Source organism: Streptomyces actinomycinicus (assembly GCF_016741775.1).
In the GTDB taxonomy this organism is placed as follows: domain Bacteria; phylum Actinomycetota; class Actinomycetes; order Streptomycetales; family Streptomycetaceae; genus Streptomyces; species Streptomyces actinomycinicus.
Genome location: NZ_JAERRK010000007.1, coordinates 361,500 through 386,985, shown reverse-complemented (window position 1 = coordinate 386,985; position 25,486 = coordinate 361,500). Strand labels below are relative to the sequence as shown.

At 72.2% G+C, this 25,486-nt stretch carries 22 protein-coding genes; 12 read left to right on the top strand and 10 right to left on the bottom strand.

Features of this window, described 5'->3' with window-relative positions; genetic code table 11:
• Positions 1-12: 12 nt before the first annotated feature.
• Both JK359_RS17580 and JK359_RS17575 read right to left on the bottom strand, forming a co-directional pair.
• The gene (locus tag JK359_RS17580; RefSeq protein ID WP_201836582.1) at positions 13-192 is read right to left on the bottom strand and encodes a thiazolylpeptide-type bacteriocin; all 180 of its coding nucleotides are present in this window, start codon (positions 190-192) and stop codon (positions 13-15) included.
• Positions 193-239: 47 nt separating this feature from the next.
• Entirely contained in the window at positions 240-443 is a 204-nt protein-coding gene (locus tag JK359_RS17575) for a thiazolylpeptide-type bacteriocin (protein WP_201836581.1), read from the bottom strand.
• A gap of 644 nt (positions 444-1,087) precedes the next feature.
• Between JK359_RS17575 and JK359_RS17570 the strand changes: the two genes are divergently transcribed.
• Positions 1,088-2,668 (top strand): hypothetical protein, encoded by a 1,581-nt coding sequence (locus JK359_RS17570; protein ID WP_201836580.1) that lies wholly within the window; start codon positions 1,088-1,090, stop codon positions 2,666-2,668.
• 102 nt (positions 2,669-2,770) lie between these two features.
• Here the strand turns inward: JK359_RS17570 and JK359_RS17565 are convergent, their stop codons facing one another.
• Positions 2,771-3,811 (bottom strand): vWA domain-containing protein, encoded by a 1,041-nt coding sequence (locus tag JK359_RS17565; protein ID WP_201836579.1) that lies wholly within the window; start codon positions 3,809-3,811, stop codon positions 2,771-2,773.
• Between the two features lie 262 nt (positions 3,812-4,073).
• Complete coding sequence (locus tag JK359_RS17560; RefSeq protein WP_201836578.1) at positions 4,074-6,371, bottom strand: FUSC family protein; 2,298 nt, start codon at positions 6,369-6,371, stop codon at positions 4,074-4,076.
• 417 nt (positions 6,372-6,788) lie between these two features.
• On the opposite strand from JK359_RS17560, the gene JK359_RS17555 reads away from it, so the two are divergent.
• From JK359_RS17555 to JK359_RS17535, 6 genes are all read left to right on the top strand, one after another.
• Positions 6,789-7,532 (top strand): HAD family hydrolase, encoded by a 744-nt coding sequence (locus JK359_RS17555; RefSeq protein ID WP_201836577.1) that lies wholly within the window; start codon positions 6,789-6,791, stop codon positions 7,530-7,532.
• On the top strand, positions 7,529-9,925 hold the full coding sequence (locus tag JK359_RS17550) for a glycoside hydrolase family 65 protein (RefSeq protein ID WP_201836575.1): 2,397 nt from the start codon (positions 7,529-7,531) through the stop codon (positions 9,923-9,925). The genes JK359_RS17555 and JK359_RS17550 overlap by 4 nt, the downstream gene beginning before the upstream one ends.
• 413 nt (positions 9,926-10,338) lie before the next feature.
• A complete protein-coding gene (locus JK359_RS17545) occupies positions 10,339-11,565 on the top strand; it encodes a S1 family peptidase (RefSeq protein WP_201836573.1) in 1,227 nt (408 codons plus the stop codon).
• A 65-nt stretch (positions 11,566-11,630) separates the two neighbouring features.
• Complete coding sequence (locus JK359_RS17540) at positions 11,631-12,062, top strand: hypothetical protein (protein WP_201836571.1); 432 nt, start codon at positions 11,631-11,633, stop codon at positions 12,060-12,062.
• Between the two features lie 45 nt (positions 12,063-12,107).
• A complete protein-coding gene (locus tag JK359_RS40170) occupies positions 12,108-12,236 on the top strand; it encodes a DUF6183 family protein (RefSeq protein ID WP_307788156.1) in 129 nt (42 codons plus the stop codon).
• Positions 12,237-12,439: 203 nt separating this feature from the next.
• Positions 12,440-12,916: a hypothetical protein gene (locus JK359_RS17535; RefSeq protein ID WP_201836569.1), complete on the top strand. Its 477-nt coding sequence runs from the start codon at positions 12,440-12,442 to the stop codon at positions 12,914-12,916.
• 66 nt (positions 12,917-12,982) lie between these two features.
• On the opposite strand, the gene JK359_RS17530 is transcribed toward JK359_RS17535, so the two are convergent.
• The gene (locus JK359_RS17530) at positions 12,983-13,567 is read right to left on the bottom strand and encodes a helix-turn-helix domain-containing protein (RefSeq protein WP_201836566.1); all 585 of its coding nucleotides are present in this window, start codon (positions 13,565-13,567) and stop codon (positions 12,983-12,985) included.
• A gap of 114 nt (positions 13,568-13,681) precedes the next feature.
• Here JK359_RS17530 and JK359_RS17525 point away from each other — a divergent pair, with 114 nt between their 5' ends.
• The gene (locus JK359_RS17525; RefSeq protein WP_201836564.1) at positions 13,682-14,518 is read left to right on the top strand and encodes an EamA family transporter; all 837 of its coding nucleotides are present in this window, start codon (positions 13,682-13,684) and stop codon (positions 14,516-14,518) included.
• Positions 14,519-14,655: 137 nt separating this feature from the next.
• The gene (locus tag JK359_RS17520) at positions 14,656-15,363 is read left to right on the top strand and encodes a B3/B4 domain-containing protein (RefSeq protein WP_201836562.1); all 708 of its coding nucleotides are present in this window, start codon (positions 14,656-14,658) and stop codon (positions 15,361-15,363) included.
• Between the two features lie 72 nt (positions 15,364-15,435).
• Here JK359_RS17520 and JK359_RS17515 read toward each other — a convergent pair whose 3' ends face one another.
• Together JK359_RS17515 and JK359_RS17510 are read right to left on the bottom strand one after the other, a co-directional pair.
• On the bottom strand, positions 15,436-16,032 hold the full coding sequence (locus JK359_RS17515) for a hypothetical protein (protein WP_201836560.1): 597 nt from the start codon (positions 16,030-16,032) through the stop codon (positions 15,436-15,438).
• Positions 16,033-16,089: 57 nt separating this feature from the next.
• Positions 16,090-17,226 (bottom strand): hypothetical protein, encoded by a 1,137-nt coding sequence (locus JK359_RS17510; RefSeq protein WP_201836558.1) that lies wholly within the window; start codon positions 17,224-17,226, stop codon positions 16,090-16,092.
• A gap of 116 nt (positions 17,227-17,342) precedes the next feature.
• Here JK359_RS17510 and JK359_RS17505 point away from each other — a divergent pair, with 116 nt between their 5' ends.
• The 3 genes from JK359_RS17505 (at position 17,343) to JK359_RS17495 (ending at position 22,478) form a co-directional block, all read left to right on the top strand.
• Positions 17,343-19,076, top strand: a complete 1,734-nt coding sequence (locus JK359_RS17505; protein WP_201836556.1) for an FHA domain-containing protein — start codon at positions 17,343-17,345, stop codon at positions 19,074-19,076.
• The gene (locus tag JK359_RS17500; RefSeq protein WP_201836553.1) at positions 19,073-20,653 is read left to right on the top strand and encodes a serine/threonine-protein kinase; all 1,581 of its coding nucleotides are present in this window, start codon (positions 19,073-19,075) and stop codon (positions 20,651-20,653) included. The genes JK359_RS17505 and JK359_RS17500 overlap by 4 nt, the downstream gene beginning before the upstream one ends.
• Before the next feature lie 106 nt (positions 20,654-20,759).
• The gene (locus tag JK359_RS17495; RefSeq protein WP_201836552.1) at positions 20,760-22,478 is read left to right on the top strand and encodes a protein kinase family protein; all 1,719 of its coding nucleotides are present in this window, start codon (positions 20,760-20,762) and stop codon (positions 22,476-22,478) included.
• A 121-nt stretch (positions 22,479-22,599) separates the two neighbouring features.
• Here the strand turns inward: JK359_RS17495 and JK359_RS17490 are convergent, their stop codons facing one another.
• The 3 genes from JK359_RS17490 to JK359_RS17480 form a co-directional block, all read right to left on the bottom strand.
• Entirely contained in the window at positions 22,600-23,778 is a 1,179-nt protein-coding gene (locus tag JK359_RS17490; protein WP_201836550.1) for an alanine--tRNA ligase-related protein, read from the bottom strand.
• A 289-nt stretch (positions 23,779-24,067) separates the two neighbouring features.
• Positions 24,068-24,895 (bottom strand): maleylpyruvate isomerase family mycothiol-dependent enzyme, encoded by an 828-nt coding sequence (locus tag JK359_RS17485; RefSeq protein ID WP_201836549.1) that lies wholly within the window; start codon positions 24,893-24,895, stop codon positions 24,068-24,070.
• A gap of 102 nt (positions 24,896-24,997) precedes the next feature.
• Positions 24,998-25,471, bottom strand: a complete 474-nt coding sequence (locus JK359_RS17480; RefSeq protein ID WP_236677973.1) for a hypothetical protein — start codon at positions 25,469-25,471, stop codon at positions 24,998-25,000.
• Positions 25,472-25,486: the final 15 nt, after the last annotated feature.

Below are 25,486 nucleotides of genomic sequence, written 5' to 3'. Positions count from 1 at the left end.
GCCGAGTGCGGACTAGTACGGCATGTCGGGCAGCCTGGGCTGGGCGCAGGAGGAGGAGCCGCACGAGCACGAGCTGACTCCGCCGGAGGCACCCGTCTCGGGCAGCGCGACGGTGTCCCGCAGAGCGGTGACCGTCAGTTCGCCGAGGTCGAGGTCCTCGAGGGCGAGGAGGTCCTCGCGGTGGTCGGACATGTGAAGCCTCTCAGGTTCGAAGGACGATGTGCGCGACAGGCACGAGGTCAGAGGACGACGGGCGTCTCCACCTGCGGCTGCGCGCACGACGACGAGCCCTGGCACGAACAGGAGCCCCACGACGCGCCGTTCTCGGGAAGCGCGGCGGTGTCGCGCAGCGAGGTCACGGTCAGGTCGCTGAGGTCCAGGTCCGAGTCCAGGGCGAGGTCCTGGAGGTTCAGGGCGTCCTGCTGGTTCGGCGTACGGGACATGACGAACTCCCTTCGGAGAAGGATGGAAGCCGGAACGCGCCGACGGGACGGCGCGCGGAACATGCCTGAAGGCGGGCATGTAAGGATTCCGCTCGAAGCCGGATAAAAGGCCCGAACGGTCGTTCGTCGTACAGCAGCGAGTCTGAGTCCCGGGTAAGCCCGGCAGCAAGGCCAATCCGTACATTGGCCTGTTGTCTTCATCCCGGTTCGGTGCGTCTTGGCACGTCGTGGTGTGGCGGTGCAGCGGTAGTTGGACTGGTTCGCGGTGGAGGTGGTGTGGAGTTGTGTGCCCCTTGTGAGGTGGATCTTCCCTGAATGCCCACGAGGACGGTCGCGGCTCCGGGAAGGGGACGCCGAGCCTCCGCCGACCACGGGCCGATGTCATCGGACACGGCGCGCGGGACCGGACGCGCGCAGGCGACGCACATCGCCTCCGCGGGGGGTGCACTATCGGTCAACTTGCGCGCGCCCGAGGGGCCTTGCGGCCGCCCCAGGTGCCGGGCGGCTCGCAGGCCGCGGCGATCACCCGGAGGCTCCGGCATTGCGGGATCGTGAACAATGCTCACGTTTCTGTGGACTCCTCCACGGGCTGCTCCTAGGGTCACGGCGGCGCGACCACCCACCTCTTGTCCCCGAGGAGCCGTATGCCCCGCCAGACACTCTGCCGTGCCCTGGCCCTCACCCTGGCCGTGGCCGCCGGGACGGCCGTCACCGGTCCCACACCCGCACACGCCGACCCGATCCCCAAAGCGCCCGGCCACCGACTGGTCGACGCGTACGCCGGTGCCCCCGCCACGGCCCAGCCCCTGCCCGGACCCCGGCCGCCGCAGAACCCGCACCTGGCCGCCAACGGCCGCAGCGGCATGCACGCCGACAGCTGGGGCAGCGCAACCTACCCATGGTCCGGCCCGCTCGGCGACCACCCGGGGACCACCAGCGAGCGGATGGCATCACTCGGCGGGGAGTGCGCCAACGTCACCTTCGACCGAGCCGGCCGGATCGTCACCGTCTGCGGCACGTTCACCGGCTTCCTGGTCAAACTCCTCGACTCCGCCACGCTCAGGACACTGGCCGAGTACAAGCTGCCGCAACGCCCTTCCACCGTGGAGGCGATCACCCGGCTGGACTTCTCCCGGATCTTCAAGGACACCTCGGGCGGCGCCTACTCCTACCTCGACGACGAGGACCGGCTCGTCCTCGCGGACTCGCGGCAGCACATCGTCCGCCTGGCACACCGGCAGAAGCCGGACGGAGCCTGGGAGTTCACCGTCGACGCGGACTGGGACCTGACCGCACAGGTGCCTCACGACTGCGTGTCCTGGACCAACCTGTTCCCCAGCGGGGAGTGCGACCCGGTGACATCGGTGATGCCGGACTGGCAGGGCCGGATCTGGTGGGTGACCCGACAGGGCCGTATCGGCACCGTCGCCCCGGCTTCTGGCGCCGTCCGGTCGATCCGGCTGGACGGCGAGGAGATCCAGAACTCCTTCTCCGTCGCCGAGGACGGGGTGTCCATCGTCTCCGACCATGCGCTGTACGAGTTCACCGCGGCGGCAGACGGCACCCCGGCCCTGAAATGGCGGGAGACCTACGACCGGGGAACCGGCACCAAACCCGGCTCGGTCAACCAGGGTTCCGGCACGACCCCCGACATCTTCGGCCCCGACGGCGAATACGTCGCGATCACCGACAATGCCGACGACCGCATGCACGTCAACGTCTACCGCCGCGGGACCGGAACTCCCGACGGACAGCGACTGGTCTGCTCGGCACCCGTGTTCCGGTCAGGGGCGTCCACGACGGACAACTCCCTGATCAGCTGGGGCAACTCGCTGATCGTGGAGAACAACTACGGATACGAGAACGTCACCTCGCTCACTCTCGGCCGGAGCGTCGTGGGCGGGGTCAGCCGCATCGACGTCCGTGCCGACGGCAGCGGCTGCGACACCGTGTGGGAGAGCAGCGAACGGTCCCCGTCCGTCGTACCGAAACTGTCCACCGGCAACGGGCTCGTCTACCTGTACACGAAGGAGCCGAACCGGCTCGGCATCGACGCCTGGTACCTGGCCGCCGTCGACTTCCGCACCGGCACCACCAGGTGGAAGCAGCTGATCGGCACCGGCACCGGCTACGACAACAGCTGGGCACCGATCACCATCGGCCCCGACGGTACCTCCTACATCGGCGTCTTCAACGGACTCGCCGCCGCGAACGACACCCGCTGACTTCCCGCGGCGCCGCCCGCACCGCCCTGAGGAGGCGACTGCGGGCGGCACCCGTGCGCGTCAGCTCATGCGGCACACGACTTCATCCGGCACCCGGGCGCGTCAGATCATGATGAGCAGCCGGGTGTTCGGAACGAGCTTCCTGTTCACGCTGGTGCTCTGGACGAAGATCGTGAAGTCGTCGTTGTGGTCCGGCTTCACCCGGACTTCCGCGTCGGGCAGGCCCAGCAGGGCCCGGGCCTCGGGGCCCGTGTACACGCGGTCCGTCGCCTTCTCCAGCACCGCTATCTGCTTCCGCGCCTGGACCTTCTCCGACTTGCTCAGCTGGTAGAAGGCTCCGCCGGTGCGGTACGTGTGCCCCGACTCGACGACCCAGTCCCGGATCACCGCGTCACGCGTCACCGGGACCAGCTGATACGCCGACTGCTCCACCGGGGTGAGGCCGGCCGCCTCGATGGTGTCCTTGTTGACCGCCTCGGCACCCGTGGAGAACACCGCCCGCGAGCCCCGGATGCCCTTGGAGCGCCCCACCATGAACTTCTCGGTGGCCTGCTGGATGACCTGCCCGGCCTCCTCCAGACCCTGCGTGCTCGTGGCGTCCCAGATGGCGATGTTGTCCTTCGGGAAACCGCACTGCATGGCCTCGCGCTTGCCCATCTGGTCCGGCACGAGGACGGCCAGCGTCCAGTTGACGTCCTGCGTCTCGATCATCTCGGCCACGGACTTCACCAGTTCACGCGGATCCCGGGACGGGGCGTCGGGGCAGTGGTGGCTAGCGTTCTCCTGCCCGTCGGTGAGCACGAACGTCAGGAAGCTGTGGTCGCCGTACAGTTGAGCCGTCTGCGCCAGTTCCCGCTGTGACTTCAGCGCGGCCGCCAGCAGAGACGTCATCCCACCGACCCGGTACAGCTGCTGCAACGACGGCATCCGCAGCACGTCCTTGTCGTAGATGACGCACTCCACCTTGTCGGCGAAGACGTACACCGTGACGCGGGTTTCCTGGTCCAGCTCCCGCGACCGGCGGGCGAGGTACGCGATCTGCTGGTCGGCGACCTCGACCACCTTGCGGCTCAGATGCGACATGGACGAGCTGGCATCCAGCACGAGAGCGACGTGGTTGATGTAGTTCTGGTTACCGGACATGACGGCTCCCCCTCTTTCCGACTCGATGCTCCTATCGTCCCACCCACCACTGACAATCGATCTTGCTCCAGGCCCGGCTCCCACTCCGGGGCCCGGAGCCGAACCGTCGCTCACGACAGCGGCAACTCACGTGCCGGGCCCGGCACTACCGGGCGCCACGAGAGCGCTGCTCCGCATCGGTACGGCTCTTCGGTATCGCGGCGCAGCGGAGGGGCATCCGTGGCGCCGGCACCGGCCCCGTCGGCGCCGGCCCCCGTCCACGTCACCCGGAGACCCGGCTGACCCGCGCCCGTGAAGCGGTGTTCTCGGCCGCCGCCGCCACCGGTGTCTGCAGTCGTCTGACCGCTTCCAGGTGGTCGCCGGTCCAGATGATGCGGATGCCGGTCGCTGTGGCCTGCCCGTCCGCATCGTGGAGGTCCCGTCGTACGGCGTCGACCAGCCGGCGGTTGCTCTCCTCGTCGGACGGCAGGGGGTCGGGCGCCGGACCTCCGTCGCCGAGCCGTGCGGCGAGACTCCGGTACCAGAGACAGACGCGTTGCGACATGGCGAGCAGTTCCGTCCGCGCGGCGGCGCGGTTCTCGACGGGCCCGTCGCCCCCGGACCGTCCCCACAGTGCCAGGATCGCGTCGGCGGCCAGACGGAGCCCCACCACTCCGGTGATCAGGTTCGTCATCTCGCCCAGTGAGGCCGTCTTCGCTCCGCGCTCGGCCAGGTAGGTGCGGAAGGCGTCGTCGAGCCGGCGTGCCGAGGCCGCTGCCCGGCGCCCTTCCGGCGGGACCTCGACGTTCTCGGGCCGCGAGGTGCAGCAGGACACCGCGTAGTCCACGGCGGAGCGCAGGTAGCGGGCGCTGTCGGCATAGGCCTCCGCCATCGCCCTGACCACGGCGGAGGAGGCGCCGCGCGGCCAGAAGAGCAGCCCGACGGCCAGGCTCACCGCGCAGCCCAGCGCGATGTCCTCGATGCGGAACAGGATGACGGACAGGCCCGCCGGCTGCGCGATGTTGAAGAGGATCACCAGGGTGAGCGTGAAGGCCGCCTGCCCGGCGGCGAACGAGATCGCGGCGGGGACGATGCCCGCGGCGAGCACGGAGATCGGCAGCAGGATCCACAGCGCGGTCGTGTCGCGCCCGATGATCTGCAGCAGGACGGCACCCAGAATCGAGCCGGCCAGTGTCCCTCCAAGGGCGCGGAAGGCGTTCTGGCCGGTGTTGAGGGCGTTTGAACGCAGCACCGACAAGGTGCCCAGCACGACCCAGAAGGCGTGCTGGAGGCCGGTCACATCGGCCAGCGCGACCGCGATGCCCAGGCTGATCGCGCCGCGGACGCTGTTGTGCAGCCACACCGAGTGCGGTTCGGCGTGGGCGGCCGCGCGCTCCGTGGCACTGGTCAGCGGACCGGTCGGCGACTCGGGTGCGCGGCCGAGCAGACGGTCCGGCCAGCTGCGCTGCGCGGCGGCCCGCGCGATATCGACGTTCCCGGCGATCTGGAGGACGACGAAGGCCATCTCCTGGGCCCGGAAGGACACGTCGAGGCTGTCGACGAAGGCGTTCGGACCAGCCGGCGCGGCCACGGCACCGTACGGCGCGGGCAGGCGGCCGACGGCCCCGTCCTCCAGTACCGCCAATGCCGTGCGAAGCTCCTTCACCGCCGCGTGCAGCCGGTCCGGCGAGACGCCCGGGGCGTCGAGCAGGTCCGCCGACAGAATCAGCACACGGGCGGCCGCCTTGCGCACCGCCGCGGACTGCAGGGTGCCCGTCGATCCGTCCTCGACGGCCGGGGCGGACTCCGCCAGGATCGTGCTCAGCCAGGTCAGCTCGTCGACGAGACGGACCAGTGCCCGCGACCCGGTGGACAGGCCGGTGGGCCGGTAGGGCGTGGCGGTGAAGGCCCGCTGCAGTTCCCGAGCGCTCGACTCGGTCTCCTGCGCGCAGTCGCGGCACTCCCCGAAGGCCGGCCCGGCGGTGCGGCCCGCGAAGTAGTCGGCGTCGGTGCGCAACTGTTTCGCTGCGGCGCGGCATGCCTGTGCCGCCGGTGCGCTCAGCGGATCGGCCTCGGGCCTGGGCCACAGGAGCCGGACCGCGACGACGGCCGCCGCGGCTGCCAGCACCACGCCGGTGAGCCGGTCGGGGAGCACGGCCGGCGGGCCGGGAGCCGACACCGGCAGGACGAAGGCCAGCAGCAGCGAGGTCGAGGCACCGGCCAGCACCGAGCTGACCACGCCGGCGAAGAGCACGGCGAAGCTCACCACGACCGTTGCCGCCGTCGCCGTCCAGACCGACCGCGAGGCCAGAGTGCCCAGGGTGACGAGCACCAGCCACGCCACGGCGAGCGCCCCGTACGCGCGCAGCCGCTGCGACATGGGCCCGGTGAAATCGACCAGCAAGAGCATCGCGAACGTGCCGAACGCGGCGAAGGTGGCTGTGACCGGTGCCTGCAGGACCTGGGTGCACACGGCGAACAGGAGGGGCATCACCACCGCGGTCCTGGCCGCTCGCCGCGTCGCGGCGAGATCCGGATCCCGCGCGCGCAGCCAGACGGTAAGCCGACGTTTCCGCTCCATCACTCTCCGTCCCGGTGCTCCTCGCCCCCGGTCAGACCGGGCCGGCGGGGGCACACCCCGCTCGGACGGTGTCGTCCCGGCAGGTCCGGCACCCCGCTCGGACGGTGTCGTCCCGGCAGGTCCGGCACCCCGCTCGGACGGTGTCGTCCCGGCAGGTCCGGCACCACCGCTCAGACGGTGCCTCTCATCCATCCTGGGCCGCGGTGTGCCCCTTCAGCACGAGGATCTAGGCGCACCGGCCTGGGCCGCGGTGTTCCGCATCAGCAGGAGGATCCAGGCACACCGGCCGCGCGGACCACGTCCACCGCCGTCCGCGGCGTCCGCGGCGTCCGAGGCCTGACCCGGGCGGGTTGCCCTCCGGCGTGCCGGACGGCCTCTCCGAGCCGTCGGCCGTGAGCACCTTCTAGCCTCGGCGGCATGCTGGGGCTACCTGCTCGCGTCCGCGCCTGCCTGTTCGATCTCGACGGTGTGCTCACCCAGACCGCCAAGGTGCATGCGGCCGCCTGGAAGGAGATGTTCGACGCCTACCTCCGCGAGCGCGCGGCGCGGGAAGGGACCGAGTTCGTGCCCTTCGACCCGGTAGAGGACTACGACGAGTACGTGGACGGCCGGCCCCGCGAGGACGGGGTACGCACGTTCCTCGCCGCCCGCGGGGTGCACCTGCCCGAGGGAGCCCCGGACGACCCGCCGGAGGCGGAGACCGTGAACGGACTTGGCACCCGGAAGAACAACCTCGTGCTGCGCCGGATCCGTGAGGACGGGGTGGAACCCTACGAGGGCTCGGTCCGCTTCGTCCGCGCGGTGCGGGAGGCGGGGCTGACCTGTGCCGTGGTGTCGTCCAGCGCGAACTGCCGGGACGTCCTGGTGGCGGCCGGCATCGAGGAGCTGTTCGACGAACGCGTCGACGGAGTGGTGGCGCACGAGCGCGGGCTGCGCGGCAAGCCCGCGCCCGACACCTTCCTCGAGGCGGCCCGCGGACTGGCGGTCGAGCCGGACCAGGCCGCGGTGTTCGAGGACGCCCTCGCCGGTGTCGAGGCGGGACGGGCGGGCCGGTTCGCCGTGGTCGTGGGGGTCGACCGGGTCGGCCAGTCGGAGCAGTTGCGGGCACACGGCGCAGATGTGGTGGTCCGTGACCTGGCCGAACTCCTGGAGTCGCGGTGATCACTCATCCCAGCTTCACGGTCGAGCCGTGGTGCCTGCGTGAGACCGAGCTGAACCTGGAGGTGCTCGCCCAGAGCGAATCGGTGTTCGCCCTGTCCAACGGGCACATCGGATGGCGCGGGAACCTCGACGAGGGAGAGCCGCACGGCCTGCCCGGCGCCTACCTCAACGGCGTGTACGAGCGGCATCCGCTGCCGTACGCCGAAGCGGGCTACGGATATCCCGAGTCCGGACAGACGATGATCAACGTCACCGACGGCAAGGTCATCCGATTGCTGGTCGACGACCACCCGTGCGACCTGCGCTACGGCCGGCTGCTGGCGCACGAGCGTGTGCTGGACTTCCGCTCCGGGGTGCTCAGCCGCACCGCGCGGTGGATCTCGCCCGGCGGCCGCACCGTCCGGATCTCCTCGCAGCGGCTCGTGTCCTTCACCCAGCGCGCGGTGGCGGCGATCGTGTACGAGGTCGAGCCGGTCGACGGACCGACCACGGTCGCCGTACAGTCCGAACTCGTCGCCAATGAACAGCTGCCCCGCGTCGAGGGGGATCCGCGCGTCGCCGCGGCGACCGAATCCCCGCTGTCGGCCGAGGAGTACTTCGCGCAGGACACCCGGTTGCGGCTCGTGCACCGTACCGACCGCAGCGGTCTGCGGGTGGGGGCGGCCGCCGACCACCTCATCGAGGGGCCGGAGAGCACCCGGTGGACCGCGCAGTGCGAACCCGACGTCAGCCGTCTGACGGTGACCGCGGACCTGGCCCCCGGACAGCCGCTGCGGCTCGTCAAGTTCGTGGCCTACGGCTGGTCGGGGGAGCGTTCGCTGCCGGCCGTGCACGACCAGGTGGACGGCGCGGTGGCCGCCGCGGTCAGCACCGGCTGGGACGGCCTGGTCGCGGCACAGCGGGAGTACCTGGACCGGTTCTGGGCCGGCGCGGACGTCGAGGTGGAGGGCGACGCCGAGATCCAGCAGGCGGTGCGGTTCGCCCTCTTCCACGTACTCCAGGCAGCGGCACGCGGCGAGAACCGGGCGATCCCCGCGAAGGGACTGACCGGGACCGGGTACGACGGGCACTGCTTCTGGGACACCGAGTCCTACGTCCTGCCGGTACTGACGTTCACCGCGCCGGAGACCGTCGCCTCGGCACTGAGATGGCGGCACGGGACGCTGCCGGCGGCCCGGGAACGCGCGCGCCAGCTGGGGCTGTCGGGGGCGCTGTTCCCCTGGCGGACGATCGACGGCGCCGAGTGTTCGGCCTACTGGCCGGCCGGTACGGCTGCCTTCCACATCAACGCCGACATCGCCATGGCCGCCGTCCGGTACGTCATGATGACCGGCGACGAGGAGTTCGAGCGCCGTGAGGGACTCGAACTCCTCGTGGACACCGCCCGGCTGTGGCGCTCCCTGGGTCACCACGACGCGGAGGGCGTCTTCCACATCGACGGCGTCACCGGACCCGACGAGTACAGCGCGATCGCCCGGGACAACCTTTACACCAATCTGATGGCCCGGCAGAACCTGCTCGCGGCGGCGGCGTCCGCCATGCGGCACCGGGACCGTGCCGGGGAACTGGGCGTCGACGACGAGGAGGCCGCCACCTGGCGGGACGCCGCGGCCCGCATGGCGCTGCCGTACAACGAAGCCCTCGGTGTGCACGAACAATCGGCCGGATTCACGCATCTCCAGCGCTGGGACTTCGAGGCGACCCCGCCCGAGAACTACCCGCTGATGCTCCACTACCCCTACTTCGACCTGTACCGCAAACAGGTGATCAAGCAGGCCGACCTGGTGCTGGCGATGCTGGAGTGCCCTTTCGCGTTCACCGACGAGGAGAAAGCACGCAACTTCGCCTACTACGAGGCTCTGACCGTCCGCGACTCCTCACTCTCGGCATGCTGCCAGGCGGTGCTCGCCACCGAGACGGGGCACCTGCGACTGGCCTACGCCTACCTCGGCGAGGCCGCGCTGATGGACCTGGACGACCTGGAACACAACACCCGCGACGGATTGCACATCGCCTCCCTCGCCGGGACGTGGATCGCCCTCGTCTCCGGCTTCGGGGGCCTGCGCCGGCACCTCGGTGACGAGGGGCGGCAGGACCTGCTCGGGTTCGCGCCGCGCCTGCCCGAAGCGCTGTCCAGGCTGGTGTTCACCGTGGCGGTGCGCGGCCGCAGACTGACGGTGGACGTCGGCCGGACCGAGGCACGCTACCGGTTGCTCGACGGGGAACCGCTGGCGGTGCTGCACTACGGGGAACCGCTGACCGTGACCGCCGAGGAGCCGGCGGTCCGCTCCCTGCCGCCCGTACCGGTCCGCCCAGAGCCCCAGCAGCCGCACGGCCGCCGCCCGCCGGGCCGGCCCGGCACGGAGGAAGCCCAGACGGAGCCACAGGAGTAGCCGACCCCACCGGACACGACGTCCCCCTCGCACACCGCCCTCGCCGACCGGCGCAGAGCCCACACCGAGGTGTGATCCCGACTCGGACCGGGCCGGGGCCGGCGGGTCCCCGCGCGCCCCTCCACGCTTCCGCACGCCGTTGTCCCGGCCGCTGGGGAACCGCCACATTCGATCCGCGGCGCACCTTCCCGCAGTCCCGCCGTCCGTCGACCGCAAAGAACCGCAAAGGACCGCAAAGAACCGCAAAGAAGGTGCCGCATGCCGCGCACTCTTCTCCCACACCGGTGCCGATTCCTGTGGGCCGCGCTCCTGCCCGTCGCGGCGGCGCTCGCCGGCTCAAGCCTCCGGACGCCGTCGGCCCATGCCCTGCGACTCCAGCCCCTGCGTACCGGCACCCTTCCCATCGGAGACCCATGAGGAAGCCATTCCGGCACTCGAATTCCGCCAGGTCCCTGCTCGCCCTTCTGCTCGCCGGCCTCGCCCTGATACCGCAGCCCTCGGCGTCGGCCGAACCGCCCCCGGAGCCGGAGGGGCACGAGGTCCGCACGGCGCCGATCGACGAACTCAGCCGCGGTCTGGGCCTCGACCGGGCGGCCGTACGGCGCCTGCTGGCGGACGAGGAGGCAGCGGCGGCCACGCAGCGGCGGCTCGTCCCCCGGCTCGGGTCGTCGTACGGCGGATCGTGGTACGACCGTAAAACCCGGCGGCTCACGGTCGCCGTCACGGACCCGGCGCTGTCCCGCCCGGTCTCGGAGGCGGGGGCGCGGGTGAAGGTGGTGAAGCACAGCCGCGCGACGCTCGCCGCCGTCCAGACGGAGCTGGACGACCGCGCGCGCCGCGACCCGAGCGCAGCCGCCGGCCTGGCAGGCTGGCATGTCGATGAGCCGACGAACACCGTGGTCGTCGATGCTGTCGAGGGCCGTCCGGCCGGTGCGGTGCTGAAGGCCGCGCGGGCCCACGGCGCGGCGGTCCGCGTGAAGAGTGTCGCGGACGACCTGCCCCGCCTCTCCGCCGCGTACCTCGACGGCGGAGAGACGATCATCATGCCGAACCTCAGCACCTGCTCGGTGGGGTTCAACGCCCGCATGTACACCAACAGCCCGGTCATGATCACCGCGGGCCACTGCGCCGACGGCGGCGGACCCGTCGTCGGGTTCAACGGCCGCGGCATCGGGCCCTGGTGGTTCGCCGACCGCACCTACGACTGGGGCGTCACCGCGGTCGACACCACCCAGTGGGAGCAGGGGCCGTGGATCTCCCGTCACACGCCGGACGACAGCGTCTACCTGGTGCACGGCTCGTTCCAGGCCCCGGTCGGCACCAGCGTGTGCAAGTCGGGGATCACCACGAAGGTGACGTGCGGAATCATCCGGTGGCGCAACGAGACGGTTCCCCTGGACAACGGCAAGATCCTCTACGGCATGACCCGCAACACCACCTGCCAGGAACCGGGCGACTCCGGTGGCCCCTACTTCTCGGGCGGACAGGCGCAGGGCGTGGCGACGGCAGCGAGGTACCGCAGGGACAACGACCACTCACCTTGGCTGTGCCTGTCCAAGTACGGTCTGGAGAACGTCAGCTGGTACCAGGAGATCAACTACATCCTCGGCTACACCGGTGCACGCCTCCTCGTCGACTAGGGCCGGACCGGACAAGTCCCTCGGTGTGCATCGGTAGTGGATCTCCTTGCGCATAGTGTGGGCGCATGTCATTGAGCCGCATAGTCCTCTCGTCCGGCCGTACGATCGAGCTTTCCGAGCTGATGCTCTCCTCGACCTACGGCGGAATGCTGGAGGGCTATCCGTGCCGGCTCGTCAATGACATGAAGGTCAACGGACTGCTGCGGGCCGCCGAGCGCGCCCACCCCAGGACGCCGGTCCATCTCGTTCCGCCGTCCCGTGAGTACCCGGACCGGGCTGCGGGCGGGTTCGGGCCGGTCGAGGTACTGCCCGCCGTGGCCTGCATCGGTGCCTTCCGCTCCGCGGCACTCGCTCCCGACCACGACCCGGTGCTGTACCGCTCCGCCCTCACCGTCGTCTGGTTCCAGCCCGCAACGGACGTCCCGTCGGGCGAAGCGGCCGATCCCGCCCTCTTGGACATCCGCTGGGAGGAGGTGGCCCGGGACTACGAGCTGTAGCGACCACGACGATCAGGGACGCTCGGGGTACGACCCAGGGGGGAGGTGGCACATGGCGAGCGCAGGCACAACGGGGGAGGGAACGCCGGTGAGCGGTACAGCGACTACGGCATCGTCGCCCTCTCTCCCGACGGCCGCCGTGTCGCCGTGCTCGCCGCGACGAGCACCGACTGACCCGTTCGGTCGCCACGAACCCTTCCGACGCCACCAACCCTTCGGTCGCCACGAACCAGCAGTGCCGTTTTTCCGGTGAATCCCGTCACTCACAGGAGTGGTGGGCTCACGTCCGGTCTCGAATCACGGTGGCTGCAGCCGGTACGGTCCGCGTGTATCCGCGTTGCGCACGCCTGCTCCCGCAGGTCATAAGGGGGACCGTGATGTTCGGTGTTTCCGTTCGTGGTCTGGTCGCGGCCGGTGCCGCGGCCCTGCTCCTGGCGGCGGCCACTTCGGGCCCGGCACAGGCGGCCACCTACAACTGCGCCGGTGCGATCACCGTGAACGTCCATCCCGCCAACCGTGCCGTCGACGGCAGGAGCAGCAGCGACTTCCGCTGCGCGACGCCGGACGAGTCCTTCCCGGCCGAACTGACGATCTCCGGCTCCGTGACGGGCAGCGGCGACCTCGTCTTCGAGACTCGGACCACCGACACCCTCAGGCGCACCGACACGGGCCAGACCCTCCGGTTCACGATCGACCGCCGCTTCGAGCGGGACACCCTCGCGGCATCCGGCAACGCCACCGAACACGGCACCGGCGGCCAGGCACGTGACTCCGGGACCGGCCCCTTCGGCACGGGGACGAATCTGGTGACCTTCGTCGTCAGCGACAACTACATGCTCGACATCACGACGTGAGTCCCGCGCGGCGCGCGGCGACGAGGGCTCCGCAGCGCCGCCTTGGCGCACGGCGCTGCGCGCAGGTCAGGCCGTGGAGCCCGGGCCGGGCGGCAGGTGGACCGTCATGATGAGATGGCAGGTTCCGGTGCCCGAGCCGCGGTACGTGTGGGCGGTGTCGCCGTCGTAGGTGGCGGTCTGTCCGGCTTCGACGGGGTGCTCGGTGCCGTCGACGACGAGGGTCATGCTGCCCGATGTGACGCTGACCGTTTCCACGACGCCGGCCTGGTGGGGGTGGCTGGGGTATTCCTCGCCCGGCTCCAGTTTCCAGCGCCACACCTCGACCGGGGCCGGCCCCGAGGTGGTCAGCATGAGCCGGGCCTCGCTGCCCCGCGGTCCGGTCCACAGCGGGGCCAGGGTGTCGGTGGAGACGACCCGCACACGTCCCTCGGCCCGGCCCTCCATCAGCGCGGAGACGGAGACGCCGAGCGTGTCGGCTAGTCGCACCAGGGTGGCGAAGTTCGGGTTTCCCTGAGCCTTCTCCAGGCCCACCAGGGCGCCTTTGCTGACCTGGGCGCGCCGGCCCAGCTCGTCCAGGGACAAGCCCGCGCGGGTGCGAGCGGCCCGGACGTTGTGGGCCAGCGTCCGCAGGGCCGCCTCGGTCTCTGCCATCCGATCACCATCTTCGCCTGGGACCACTGGAATGCACCACGCGGTCGTGTGGTTGCCCGTTTCGGTCGGTCCGTTGTACGGTTCGGTCGTTCCATTGATAGTAAGGGATGCACCGTGATCGCACTGCTGCTGGCCCTGGGCAGCTCACTCGCCTACGGATGCGCCGACTTCCTCGGCGGCCTCGGCTCCCGGGAGGCTCATGTTCTGCGTACCGTAATGGTCGCGGCACCCGCCTCGCTCGCGGTCGAACTGCTGCTGTGGCCGGTGCTCGGCGCATCGTTCAGTACCTCCGCCGTCATCTGGGGGGCCGTCTCCGGCGTCGCTTCGGCCGCCGCGTTCGCCCTGCTGTACAGAACCCTGGCGATCGGCCCCATGAACGTGCTGTCGCCCGTCACCGCACTGGTCTCCGCGGCCCTGCCCGTGTCCGTAGGGCTGTTGCAGGGCGAGCACCTCGCCCTCGCCGGACTGCTCGGTCTGCCGCTCGCGCTCGTCGCGGTCGTCCTGGTCAGCGCCGGACACGGCGCCGGCGCGGCGCGCCCCTCCCGCAGCGCGCTGCTGCTGGCCCTCGGGGCGGGCGCAGCGATCGCCCTCCAGCTGATCTTCCTGCAGCAGGCACCCTCCGACAGCGGTGTCGCCCCGCTGATCATCGGCCGGACGGTCTCCTCGGCCGTGACCTTGACCGCGGCCGGACTGCTGCGCCGCCGGCTCGGCGCAGAGAAGCCCGCGTACGCGATGTCGGCCGGCGCCGGCGTGCTGGACTCGGTGGCGAACCTGCTGTTCCTGCTCGCGGCCCGCAGCGGGGACCTCACCGTCGTAGCCGTGATCACCGCCCTGTACCCGGCCGGTACCGTGCTGCTCGCCCGTGGCGTGCTCGCCGAACGCATCCACCGCGGCCAGCTCGTCGGACTGGGCACCGCCGCCGTCGCCGTCAGTCTCCTCGCCCTCACCTGAACCCGCACCAGCCCGCACCGAGAACCGCATGTTCGTCCAGGGCTGGGGCGTCGGCCCGGACGACGCCGGACGGCAGACCTGATCGCCGACGGCCACGACTTCCCTCCCCACTCACGCACGGAACAGGATCCCGCCGCATGACCACCTTCCGCATCAGCCCCGCCGTGGCCGACGCCTTCCCCGACTCCCTCATCGCCCTGGTCACCGCCACCGGGGTGCGCGGCCACGAGCCCTGGCCCGACACCACGATCGCCCTGGAGGAACTGGAGCAGCAGTTGGCCGCCGGCACCTGGCAGCCCGCCGACGAGAGCGACCCGCGCATCGAGGCGTGGCACACCGCCTACCGCTCCTTCGGCACCAATCCCCGCCGGATCCGCCCCAGCGTTGACGCCCTCGGCCGCCGCCTCGCCAAGAGGGGCACCCTGCCGCGCATCAACCCGGCCGTCGACTCCTACAACGCCGTCTCCGTCCGCCACGGCCTGCCCGCCGGCGCCTTCGACCTCGACCACGTCACCGGTGACGTCGACATCCGCCATGCGCACGGAAACGAGGAGTTCACCCCGCTCGGCGAACCCGGCACCACCGAGCACCCCAAGCCCGGCGAGATCATCTACGCCGACACCACGGGCGTCCTGACCCGCCACTGGAACCACCGCGACGCCCACCGCACCCGCGTGACCGAAGACTCCACCCACGTCGCGTTCCTCCTGGAAACGCTCCATGCCACCCGCGACGGCCACCTCCTCGAGGCCGCGGCTGAGGAACTACAGGGCCTGCTCGTTCCGCGCGCCGACCGGACCGCCGTGCACTACCTCAGCCCCGCCCACCTCGGTGCCACTGTCTGAACCCTGTGCACAGCCGGCAGTTCGAGCCACATCTGCGTCACCGGTGTCACGGCCGTCCGGCGGTGTACCGCCCTACGTGGGCCGCGGCATGCGGCCCACGTCGAAGCGGACAACCGGCTTCCGGACGGAAGGCCGCCGCGCAGGTGAGGCGGGAAATGCGGGCGGGCAGGTTCCGGTGTCACATGAGCCCGGAGCGCCCTGCTTCCGGCCTTGCGCCGGCAGTGGCATGCCCTTATAACCGTCCCAGCAGGCTTCGGTGGGGGATGGCCGGAAATGGCGGTTGCCGCCGACCAGGGGGATCCTCAGCTCCGCCGGGATCGGCACCAGCGACACGCAACCCACGGAGACCGAGACATGACCGACAACGCCTTCCGCGACGCCATGACCCGCCTTGCCGTCGACCCGGCCTTCAGAGCCGAACTCGACGGCGACACCGGCGAGGTGGCCCGAAGACTCGGTCTGACACCCGCCCAGGTCGCCGAACTCCGCACCCTTCGCGTCGAGACCAGCGCTGACGGGGGACCGGCCGCACTCGACCCGCGGCTGTCCAAATCGTCCCTGTTCTTCGGCAGCGCGGCCCATGCACTGACCCATCACGACGCTCCGGACCTCACGGCCGGCCACGACACCACCGACCACGCGCCCGCCGGGCACGGCTCCCTCGATCACGCTTCGGCCGGCCACGGTTCGGCCGACCCAGGTTCCGTCGACCGCGCCGGAGACCCGTCACTTCCCACCGGAAGCCAGGAGAGCGCCGGTGCCTTCGACGTGTCGGCCACCGGTGCCCGGAGCCTGCTCGGCGGGAGCCTGGCCCACGGATCGCCTGCCGAGCCGGCCGGCGCGTTCGGCGAGTTCGGGGAAGCCGGCGACTTCGGAGGGTTCGGGGGGTCCGGCAATACGGACGGCGCGGATCTCGGCGGGTTCGGAGGACATCTCGGCGGCGGTGCCGAGGGCGGCTTGGGCGGCTTCGGCGGCAGCGGCACCGAGGGTCCGGGCGGCTTCGGCGGTGCGGGAGGCGACTTCGGCGGCGGTGCCGGGGACGGCTTCGGCGGGTTCGGCGGCGGTGCCGAGGGCGGTCTCGGTGGGTTGGGCGACGGCGGCTTCGGGTCCGGAGGGTTCGGAGAGGGCGGCGGCCTCGGTGACGGTGGATTCGGCTCCGGGGGCGACCTCGGAGGATCCGGATCCGGTGGCTTCGGTGACCTCGGCGGTCACGGCGGCGGCTTCGGCGGCGAGGGCGGCGGCGACGCCGGTCACTTCGGCCACGGCGGCATCTTCGACCGCGACGAGGGCGACGGCCACGGCGGCGGAGACGGCGGTGGCGGCACAGGCGGCGGCGAAGGCGGCGGTGGCAGCGGCGAGAACGGCGACCGCCCGTCCGGTGGCCACGGCGGCGGTGGTGAAGGCGGCGGAGGCGGCGGGGGTGAAGGCGGCGGCGGTAGTGGTGAGAACGGCGACCGCCCGTCCGGTGGCCATGGTGGCGGCGGTGAAGGCGGCGGCGGGGGCGAGGGCGGCGGAGGCGGCGGGGGTGAAGGCGGCGGTGGCAGTGGTGAGAACGGCGACCGTCCCTCCGGTGGCCATGGTGGCGGCGGCGGGGGCGAGGGCGGCGGAGGCGGCGGGGGTGAAGGCGGCGGCGGTAGTGGTGAGAACGGCGACCGCCCGTCCGGTGGCCATGGTGGCGGCGGTGAAGGCGGCGGCGGGGGCGAGGGCGGTGGTGAGAACGGCAACCGTCCCTCCGGCGGTGGCGAACCCGGCGGCGATGAGAACGGCCGCAGAGGCCGGACAACCCTCGGCGGCGGCTCCGAGACCGTGCGCGGCGGTGTGAACTTCCCCGCCGCCCCCGGCATCGGTGGCGTCTCCACACACCTCTCACCCTCCGCGCCCGGCGCCGACACGGACGGCGGCTTCTCCGACGGGACGTTCATCAGCGGCTCCGGCGCGGGCTGAACCGGCACATGCTCTGTCACGCCTGTCGCGTCCACGTGCGGCGCGACTTCCCGTACTGCCTGCACTGCGGCACCCTCCGCCGCGGCGCGGCACCCACCTCGTACGCCGCGCCGCACCTGCGCGGCCTCGACGACCCCACCCTGGTCGTCCCGCTCACCGGCCCGGTCACCACGCTGGGCCGGGGCACGGACAACGACGTCGTCCTGCCCGACGCAAGCGTGTCGCGCAGCCACGCCCGGATCGTGCGCACGGAGTCGGGGTTCCGGATCGAGGACCTGGACTCGTTCAACGGCACGGCCGTGGCCGGCGTCGACCTGCACGGCGGCACGGCCCACCTCGCCGACGGCACCGAACTGTGCGTCGGCGACGTACGCCTGGTCTTCGAGCAGCCCCGTGAGGCGCACATAGGGCAGCGCACCCAGGTCGTCGGCACCCAGCTCACCCAGCTCCCCGCCGGCGCGGCACAGGAGGCGGCGCCGGAGGCGAACGGTCCGCTCACCGCGCGTCCCCGACGCCGCTCCGGCTGGGCGCTCAAGCAGGTGCCCACCGACCGCGGCGCACCACGCTGGGTGCTCAACAACACCCGCACCGGTGCCTACCTGCAACTGGACGAGCGGGAGGTCTTCCTCTGGCACGCCGTCGACGGCGAGAACACCGTACGGGACCTGCTGTTCGCCTACGCCGACCGCTTCGGCGAACTCGCCCTGCCGCGCATCGAGTCGGCGCTCGCCGCGTTCGCCGGCGCGGGACTGCTGCGCGGTCTGCCGGGACGCTCCGAGGAGGCGGAGCCCACGGGCTGGCGCCGCGCGGGACGCGCCGTGTACCGGGCGCTGCTGAAACTGGAGGTGTCGGTACCCGGCCTCGACCGCACCGTCACCCGCCTTTACCAGGCCTTCGGCTGGCGCTTCTTCACCCGTACCGGGGTGACGCTGGCCTGGCTGTCGGTGATCGGCGGCCTCGCCGCATTCCTCATCGCGCAGGGGCGTCAGCACCTGCTGGACTTCGGCGGTGCGGGCGCCTGGGGCCCGGTGCTGCTGGCCGCCGGATACGTGACCGCGCTGGTGGTGCACGAGCTGACGCACGCGCTGGCCGTGAAGTCGTACGGCCGCAAGGTCCGGCGCGGCGGATTCCTGCTCATGGTGGGCATGCCCTTCGCCTTCGTCGACACCAGCGACATGTGGTTCGGCACCCGCTGGTCACGGGTCGTCGTGGCACTGTCCGGGCCGCTGTCGACGGCGGCGCTGGCCGGCTGGTGCGCGGCCGGCGCGGCCTTCCTGCCCACCGGACCCGCCTCGGCGGTCCTCTTCCACCTGGCCTTCGGCCTCTACCTGAACACGCTCTACAACTTCAACCCGCTGATGCCGCTGGACGGTTACCAGGCCCTGACCGACGCCCTGCGCGTGCCGCGGCTGCGCGAGGAGGCGAGCGCCTACTTCCGCAAGGGCCTGTGGCGGGACCTGCGTGCGGGCAGCCGGCCCGGTCCACGGCAGGCCGGCCTGGCCGCGTACGGGCTCGCGGTCGTCGTCGGGACGTACGGCTTCCTCGTCCTCGCCCTGCTGGCCTGGCGCTCCAGGATCGGTGACCTGCTCGAGGGCCGGGTGAGCCCGCCCTGGACCACGGTGATCGAGGCCCTCGTGGTCGCCCTGGTGGCCTTCCCCGTGTGGTCCGCACCCGTGCGCTGGCTGACGCGCCGGCTCCGGCGCGGTCGTGCCGGGAAGGGCGCGGCGCCCGTCCAGGCGGTGGGCGCGACGGCGGAGGGGGCGGCGTGACACGGGATCCGCACAGCGACGGCGGGAGCGGGGACTGGGCCGTCCCCGGCTACGCCCCCGTACGCACCCTCGGCGAGGGGGCCGGCGGCCGGGTCGTGCTCGCGCGGCACACCGCGACCGGCGTGCCCGTCGCGGTCAAGTACCTGAGCCGGCGCCTGCACGGCGACCGGGAGTTCCTCGCGCGCTTCCGCGCCGAGGCCCGGCTGCTGGGCGAACTCCGCCACCCGTGCGTGGTGCGGCTGTACGAGTACGTCGAGGCGCGCGCCGGCGCCGCCATCGTCATGGAGGCGGTGGACGGCGTCAGCCTCCGCCAACTGCTGCGCAGGCACGGGGCGACCGGTCCCGAGGCCGCCCTGGTCCTGCTCAAGGGGTCCCTGCTGGGGCTCGGCGCGGCCCACGCGGCGGGTGTGGTCCACCGCGACTACAAGCCGGAGAACGTGCTGGTCCGCGCCGACGGCACGAGCGCGCTCGCCGACTTCGGCATCGCCGTACGCGCAGGACGCGAGACCGGGGCCGCCGGCACACCCGCCTACATGGCGCCCGAGCAGTGGGAGGGCGAACCGGCCGGACCGGCGGGAGACGTGTATGCGGCGGCAGCCGTGTTCCACGAGTGCCTGACCGGGCGACGTCCGTTCACCGGCGACGACGTGACGGCCCTGCGCCTGCAGCACCTGCGGGCCCCCGTCCCTCTGGACGACATACCCGGGCCGCTGCGCGGACTGCTGCGCAGGGGACTGGCCAAGGACCCGGCGGACCGGCCCGGCATCGAGGAATTCCTCGCCGAGCTGGAACAGTCCGCCACGGAGGGGTACGGCGGCGACTGGGAGGAGCGGAGCCGCCGCCGGCTCGCCGAACTCACCGCCCTGCTGGCCCTGTTGTTCCCGTTCACCGCCACGGTGACCCTCGAAGCGCCCGCGCGGGCGCTGACGCTGCTCGGCCGGGTGAGGCGCAACGGGTGGCAGGCCGCCGCCGGGGCGGCCGCGCTCGCGGTCGTCGTGACCGGGGCGACGGCCGTGGCTGCCCGCCCGCACGACACGGCGACGACGGTGGTCAGCTCGGCACCGACAGCCGTCACGTCGGCCGCCCCGTCCCCCGCCGCCGGCACCCCGTCCCCCGCCGCCACCCCGACCGCCGTGCCGCCCACGACCGACACCACGCCCTCCGGCAGCCCGTCGGAGAATCCCTCGTCCTCACCCACCCCCTCCGTGACCACCGCCCCGCCGACGGCACCGGCCACGCCCGTCACCGAGACCACGGCCCCCACGGCAGGCACGGTCACCCTCACCATCGGCTCCTGGCGGCGGGGGCAGACACCGGGCACGCTCGTCGCCGACGTGAGCGTCGACGCCACCGGGACCGGGCCCGTCACCGTGGCGGCGAACTACTACGTCGACTCGCCCGCCGATCCCTACGGCAACCAGACCAAGGAACTGTCGGGCAGCACGCACTACGCCGTGACCTTCGAGGCCGACTTCTCCAACCACCCGTGCCGGGGCACCTGGATGGTCACCCTCACCAGCACCCCGGCGGCCGAGAACGGGCCACAGACGGCATCCCTGGACGCCCCGCCGTGCTGAAACTCCTGCGGAACGCCGCGCTGCGTCCCCCACCGGACACGGTGCCCGGCGCTGTACCGAACGCTGAACCGGACGCCGTACCGGACGAGAACGAAAGCGGAACGACATGACGACAGCCACCACGGTCGCCGGGCGGACCCTGTCGGGCTGGTCGCGGGACGGCCGTCACGGCACCTGGTACGCGCTGCTCCCCACCCGGCCCGGCGAGCCCTTGCTCGGAGCGCTGCGCATCGACCGCGGCCTGATCGCGCCGCAGGGCACGCCCGAGCGCCTGGCGGCCGCCGTGCTCGCCGTGGCCAAGCTCCGGCTGCCCGGGGTGCTGGGCACCGTCGACCTCGTCGTCGAGGCGGGGGAGGTGTGGCTGATCACCGCCCGGCCGCCGGCTCCGACGCTCGCGGACCTGCTGGCGGACGGTGCTGCCGGACTCGACGCGGGCAGCGCGGCCAGCATCCTGAACGAGACCGCGCAGACGCTGCTCGCCCTGCACAACGGCGGTCTCGTCCATGGAACGCTGCACCAGGACACCGTCGTCCTGGCCCCGGACGGTGTGGCCCTGCTGGCGGAGGCCACGCTGGGCACAGTGCTCGGCGACACCTCCGACTCCGCGCGGCGCGATGCCGACTCCGCGCGGCGCGAGGCCGACGCCGCGGCCTGGGCCGGTTTGGCGGGCATCCTCGGAGCGGCTTGGACGGTCCCCGGCAGCCCCGCCGCCGGCCTGTTCGCACGGTGCTCAGCCCTCGCCGGTACCGAAGGCCTCGCCTCGGCCCGGGCAGCACTGGTCGCCGGGCGCGCGGCGCTTCCTGCGGATCTCCTGCAACGTACGGCACTGCGCGCGGCGGTGGCGGCCCTGACTCCGGACCTCACCGCGGCACCGACGGCGGACGAGAGCCCCGACGAGACAACGCCCCCCTCCACGGCCCGGCACGACCAGGCCCCTCTCCTCGGCGAACGCGACGGCGACCGCACGCCCGACCGGGCCCGCACGCCGGCCCGGCCCCACCACACCCCGCATCGAGCCCCGACCGCGTCGGACCGAGCCCTCCGCACGCCGCACCCGGCCCCTCGCCCCGCGAAGGAAGCCCCCGCCCCCGCCCCCGCCTTGGCTCCTGCTCCTCGCTCCCCACGGGAAGTCCCCGCCCCTGCACCCGTCCCGGACGACCAGCCCACCGTTCTGGGCAGACGCAACCGCACCTCCAGCCGGCCCGCGGCAGCCCGGTCCGCGGCGACAGCCGGGGCGGAATTCGAGGCGGAACCCGGGGCGGAACCCGGGGCGGTACCCACGGTGGCCGGGACCGTCGCGCCCGGCGGCGCCGTCGTCGGCGGCGACATCCTCCTGCGCTTCGGCCCCGGCATCCCCGCCGACGCCCACGACACCCTCCGCGCTCAGTGGCGTACCGAGCCCCCGCCCCCGGGGACACGCCCCCGACCCCGCGGACGGCGGGCCTGGATCGCCACCACCGCATTCCTGACCGTCGCGGCCGTGCTGCTGTGGCTGCTGCTGCGGCCGGCCCCCGCACCCACGGTCACCGCCGTGGCGGTCGAGGCGCCCGCAGGCCGTTTGTCGTGCGGTCAGACCGCGGACCTGGTGGGCGTCATGACCACCGACGGCGGAGGGGGCCCGGTGACGTACCACTGGCTGCGCAGCGACGGCCATGACTCGGGCGAGCTGGTCCGCATGGTCCACCGCGGTGACCGCCGGGTGACGGTGCACCTCCGCTGGACCGTGCGCGGGCCCGGCCGGTTCCGGGGCGCCGCCCGCCTGCTGATCGAGGACCGGCGAAAGCCGGTCGAGGCGGGAGCCGCCTTCAGCTACGTCTGCCCGTGAGGCCCCGGGTGTGCCCCGGGCCCGGAGGTCCGGGTGTGTCCCGGACCAGGGAGGCCCGGGTGTGCCCCGCGCCCGGAGGTCCGGGTGGGTCCCGCACCCGGGAGGCCCGGTGACGAGGCGTTCAGCCCGGGAAGGAGCCCTCGCGCAGGTTCACGACCAGATCGCGGGGCAGACCGTGGGTGTCGTGGAGGTAGCGGAAGTCCTCCTCTCCCAGCGGTCGTTGGTACCGAGGCCGGGCCAGCACCTTCCGGCCGCGCTCGAGGAGTTGCCCGAACCGGCGCTCCTCCAGCAGCAGCGTCCGACGCACGCTGCCGGGCTCCACCCCCTGCCCGAAGTGGTCGAGGGTGTGCGAGATCAACTCGTCAGGGAGGTCCGAGAGGCTGCGCGACGGATCCTCCCGCCACAGCACCGTGAGCACGCGCCGCACCAGACGGCGCAGCACGTAGCCCTGCCCTGTGTTGGCCGGGCGGACCCCGTCGCCGAGTACCACGACGGCCGAGCGCAGATGGTCGTAGATCAGGCGCAGCGACGGCTCGTCCAGGGACCACAGGGCCGGCACGTGACGGCGCCACGGGTCGAAGACATCGCACTCGAACACCGACGGCTTGCCCTGCAACAGCGAAGAGAGCCGCTCCACACCGAGCCCGGTGTCGATGTTGCGCTGGGGCAGCGGCACGACGGAGCCGTCCTCGAGCCGGCGGTGGCGCATCATCACGTGGTTCCACACCTCCACCCAGCGGTCGTCGTGGGTGGGCGTCGACCGGGGCGGGGTGTCACCGGTCCACAGGAAGATCTCCGAGTCGGGGCCGCAAGGGCCGACCGGGCCGTTGGACCACCAGTTGTCCTCCACGGTCAGCTCGACGGGGACGCCGCGGTCCTGCCACACCCGCAGCGAGGCGGTGTCCGGCCCGACCTGGTCGTCGCCGCCGTACACCGTGGCGTGCAGCAGACCGGGGTCCACGCCCAGCCCTTCCGTGAGCAGCTCGTACCCCCAGCCGAGACTGGCCGGGCCGTCGTAGTCGCCCAGTGACCAGGTGCCGAGCATCTCGAAGACGGTGAGGTGGGTCGGATCACCCACCTCCTCCAGGTCCGTGGTGCGCAGACAACGCTGTACGTTGACCAGCCGCCGGCCCAGCGGGTGGGGGCGCCCCTCCAGATAGGGGATGAGCGGGTGCATGCCGGAGGTGGTGAACAGCACCGGGTCTCCGGGTGACGGCAGCAACGTCGAGCCGGTGATCCTGCGATGGCCTCGGTCCTCGTAGTACTCGGCGATCGTGCGGACGATCTGCTCCGTGTTCATGGGATGACTCCTTCGCGTCGCAGCGGGGGAGGCACCGGACAACGGCACCGTGCAGGAGTCACACCGGGGCGGGAAGGAAGGAGCGCCACGGAACCACCGACGGGCCGTTTCCGGTCGCCGATGGGAAAGGGAGAAGGTCAGACGGCGGCAACCGGCGAGCTGGTCGCTCGCGCGGTCGCGGAAGTGCTTCGGCCGGTGACGTTCATGGGAGCGACCATAACGCGCTCCGGCGGTCCGGGCACCCGGATTTCGCCCGGGGGGCCGGGCCGAGGTGGCCGGGCCGGGACGCTCAGGGTGCGGTGAACAGGGTGGGGAAGCGGGGGGCGAGCCACGGCCGGGGACCCCAGGCGAGTACCTGTCCCCGGGCAATGGCACGCCAGGGATTCAGCCGTCCCAGCGCGATGAGCAGGAAGGCGACGGGATCGAGCAGGATGGTGCAGTCCGCACGCAGCGGCGGCGCCCCCGGTGTCACCCGCACGGCGCCGTCGGCCAGCAGTACGCCGAACGCCTCGCCCCCGCGCAGCCGGATCCGGTAACGGGCCGTGCGCCCGGCCGTGGTCGCGGCGTTCGTGACCCGTGGCATGACCGCCAGCATGAACGGCATGCACAGGTTCGCCCGTGCCCGGTCGACCATGTGCGGACGCCTGAGGGCGAGAGCCAGGTCGTATCCGTGGCCGAGCATGTGTGTGAGCAGGTACGAGGCGAGAACGGACCGGTCCATCACGCCCAGGGGCGTCGCGGGTGCCGGTCCGGCGGCCGCGGGACGGGACACAGCGTCCAGGAACGCCTCGGCCTGCTCCTTGATCATCGTTGCGAGAGGCTCGGCGCGGCGCTCCGTGAAGACCGTGAGGGACTCGGCGTTGGCCGCGGCGAGGCTCTGGGGCGTTCCGTCGCCGTAGGGGCGCTCCCGCCCGGCTGCCAGATCGGCCATCAGTTCGTTGGCCAGGGCCAGGTGAGCGGCGGCCTCGCCGACGGTCCACGCCGAACCCGGCACGGCGAGCGCCGTGTCGCTCGCGCTCCGCACCAGCGTGGCGATCTCCTCGGCGGTGTCCCGGACCGCCCCGCTCAGCCCGTCGGGCAAACGCCCCGCGCCGTCCTGCCGTACCGTCGTGTGCACGTCGCTCGCTCCACTCCCCAGCGCCGGCCACGCCTGACGTGACTGCGGGGCTGGTACCCAACCAGACGCGGGGGCGTACGGCAAGTGCGGTGCCGGGATCCCTTACGCGGAGGCGTCGTCGTTCGCCGGAGGATGCTTCCGGCCCGCCGCCTCCGCGGACTCCGGCAGGGCGTCCGGCACGCCCCGAGCGGCGGTGAGCGGGTGGTGACGGGCGCATGACTCCGTCGGTGACCACGGGACCCAGGGAAGGGCCTCCCGCCAGCCAGGCTGCCCGAAGGCCCAGTCCCTGAGCACCTCAGCCACCGGTTCCACCGCGAAGACCTCGTGCTCGCGGGGCACCCACGCCTGGAAGTGCCGATCCGGACCTCCCTCGCGGTACTCCACCTGGTAGCTCAGGTCGTCGTTGAGGTACACCTGCATGTAGTGCTGGCCGGCGGGTTCCCGGTCGAGCCGCGTCACGATGACGAACCGCCATGTGAGGCTCATGTCGGCCAGCAGGTCGTGCAGCCGTTCCCCGGACGGGTCGTCCCATGTGGTGCCGTCCGCCTCCATCGCCCGAAGCACTGGTGCTGCCATGGACGCGACTCTAGT

What these genes read in the sequence shown, in the direction of transcription:
- JK359_RS17495 (WP_201836552.1), top strand. Translation starts at nt 20,760, where the DNA reads ATGACGACAGCCACCACGGTCGCCGGGCGGACCCTGTCGGGCTGGTCG.
- JK359_RS17545 (WP_201836573.1), top strand. Translation starts at nt 10,339, where the DNA reads ATGAGGAAGCCATTCCGGCACTCGAATTCCGCCAGGTCCCTGCTCGCC.
- JK359_RS17540 (WP_201836571.1), top strand. Translation starts at nt 11,631, where the DNA reads ATGTCATTGAGCCGCATAGTCCTCTCGTCCGGCCGTACGATCGAGCTT.
- JK359_RS17565 (WP_201836579.1), bottom strand. Translation starts at nt 3,811, where the DNA reads ATGTCCGGTAACCAGAACTACATCAACCACGTCGCTCTCGTGCTGGAT.
- JK359_RS17575 (WP_201836581.1), bottom strand. Translation starts at nt 443, where the DNA reads ATGTCCCGTACGCCGAACCAGCAGGACGCCCTGAACCTCCAGGACCTC.
- JK359_RS17530 (WP_201836566.1), bottom strand. Translation starts at nt 13,567, where the DNA reads ATGGCAGAGACCGAGGCGGCCCTGCGGACGCTGGCCCACAACGTCCGG.
- JK359_RS17535 (WP_201836569.1), top strand. Translation starts at nt 12,440, where the DNA reads ATGTTCGGTGTTTCCGTTCGTGGTCTGGTCGCGGCCGGTGCCGCGGCC.
- JK359_RS17580 (WP_201836582.1), bottom strand. Translation starts at nt 192, where the DNA reads ATGTCCGACCACCGCGAGGACCTCCTCGCCCTCGAGGACCTCGACCTC.
- JK359_RS17555 (WP_201836577.1), top strand. Translation starts at nt 6,789, where the DNA reads ATGCTGGGGCTACCTGCTCGCGTCCGCGCCTGCCTGTTCGATCTCGAC.
- JK359_RS17480 (WP_236677973.1), bottom strand. Translation starts at nt 25,471, where the DNA reads ATGGCAGCACCAGTGCTTCGGGCGATGGAGGCGGACGGCACCACATGG.
- JK359_RS17520 (WP_201836562.1), top strand. Translation starts at nt 14,656, where the DNA reads ATGACCACCTTCCGCATCAGCCCCGCCGTGGCCGACGCCTTCCCCGAC.
- JK359_RS17560 (WP_201836578.1), bottom strand. Translation starts at nt 6,371, where the DNA reads ATGGAGCGGAAACGTCGGCTTACCGTCTGGCTGCGCGCGCGGGATCCG.
- JK359_RS17570 (WP_201836580.1), top strand. Translation starts at nt 1,088, where the DNA reads ATGCCCCGCCAGACACTCTGCCGTGCCCTGGCCCTCACCCTGGCCGTG.
- JK359_RS17490 (WP_201836550.1), bottom strand. Translation starts at nt 23,778, where the DNA reads ATGAACACGGAGCAGATCGTCCGCACGATCGCCGAGTACTACGAGGAC.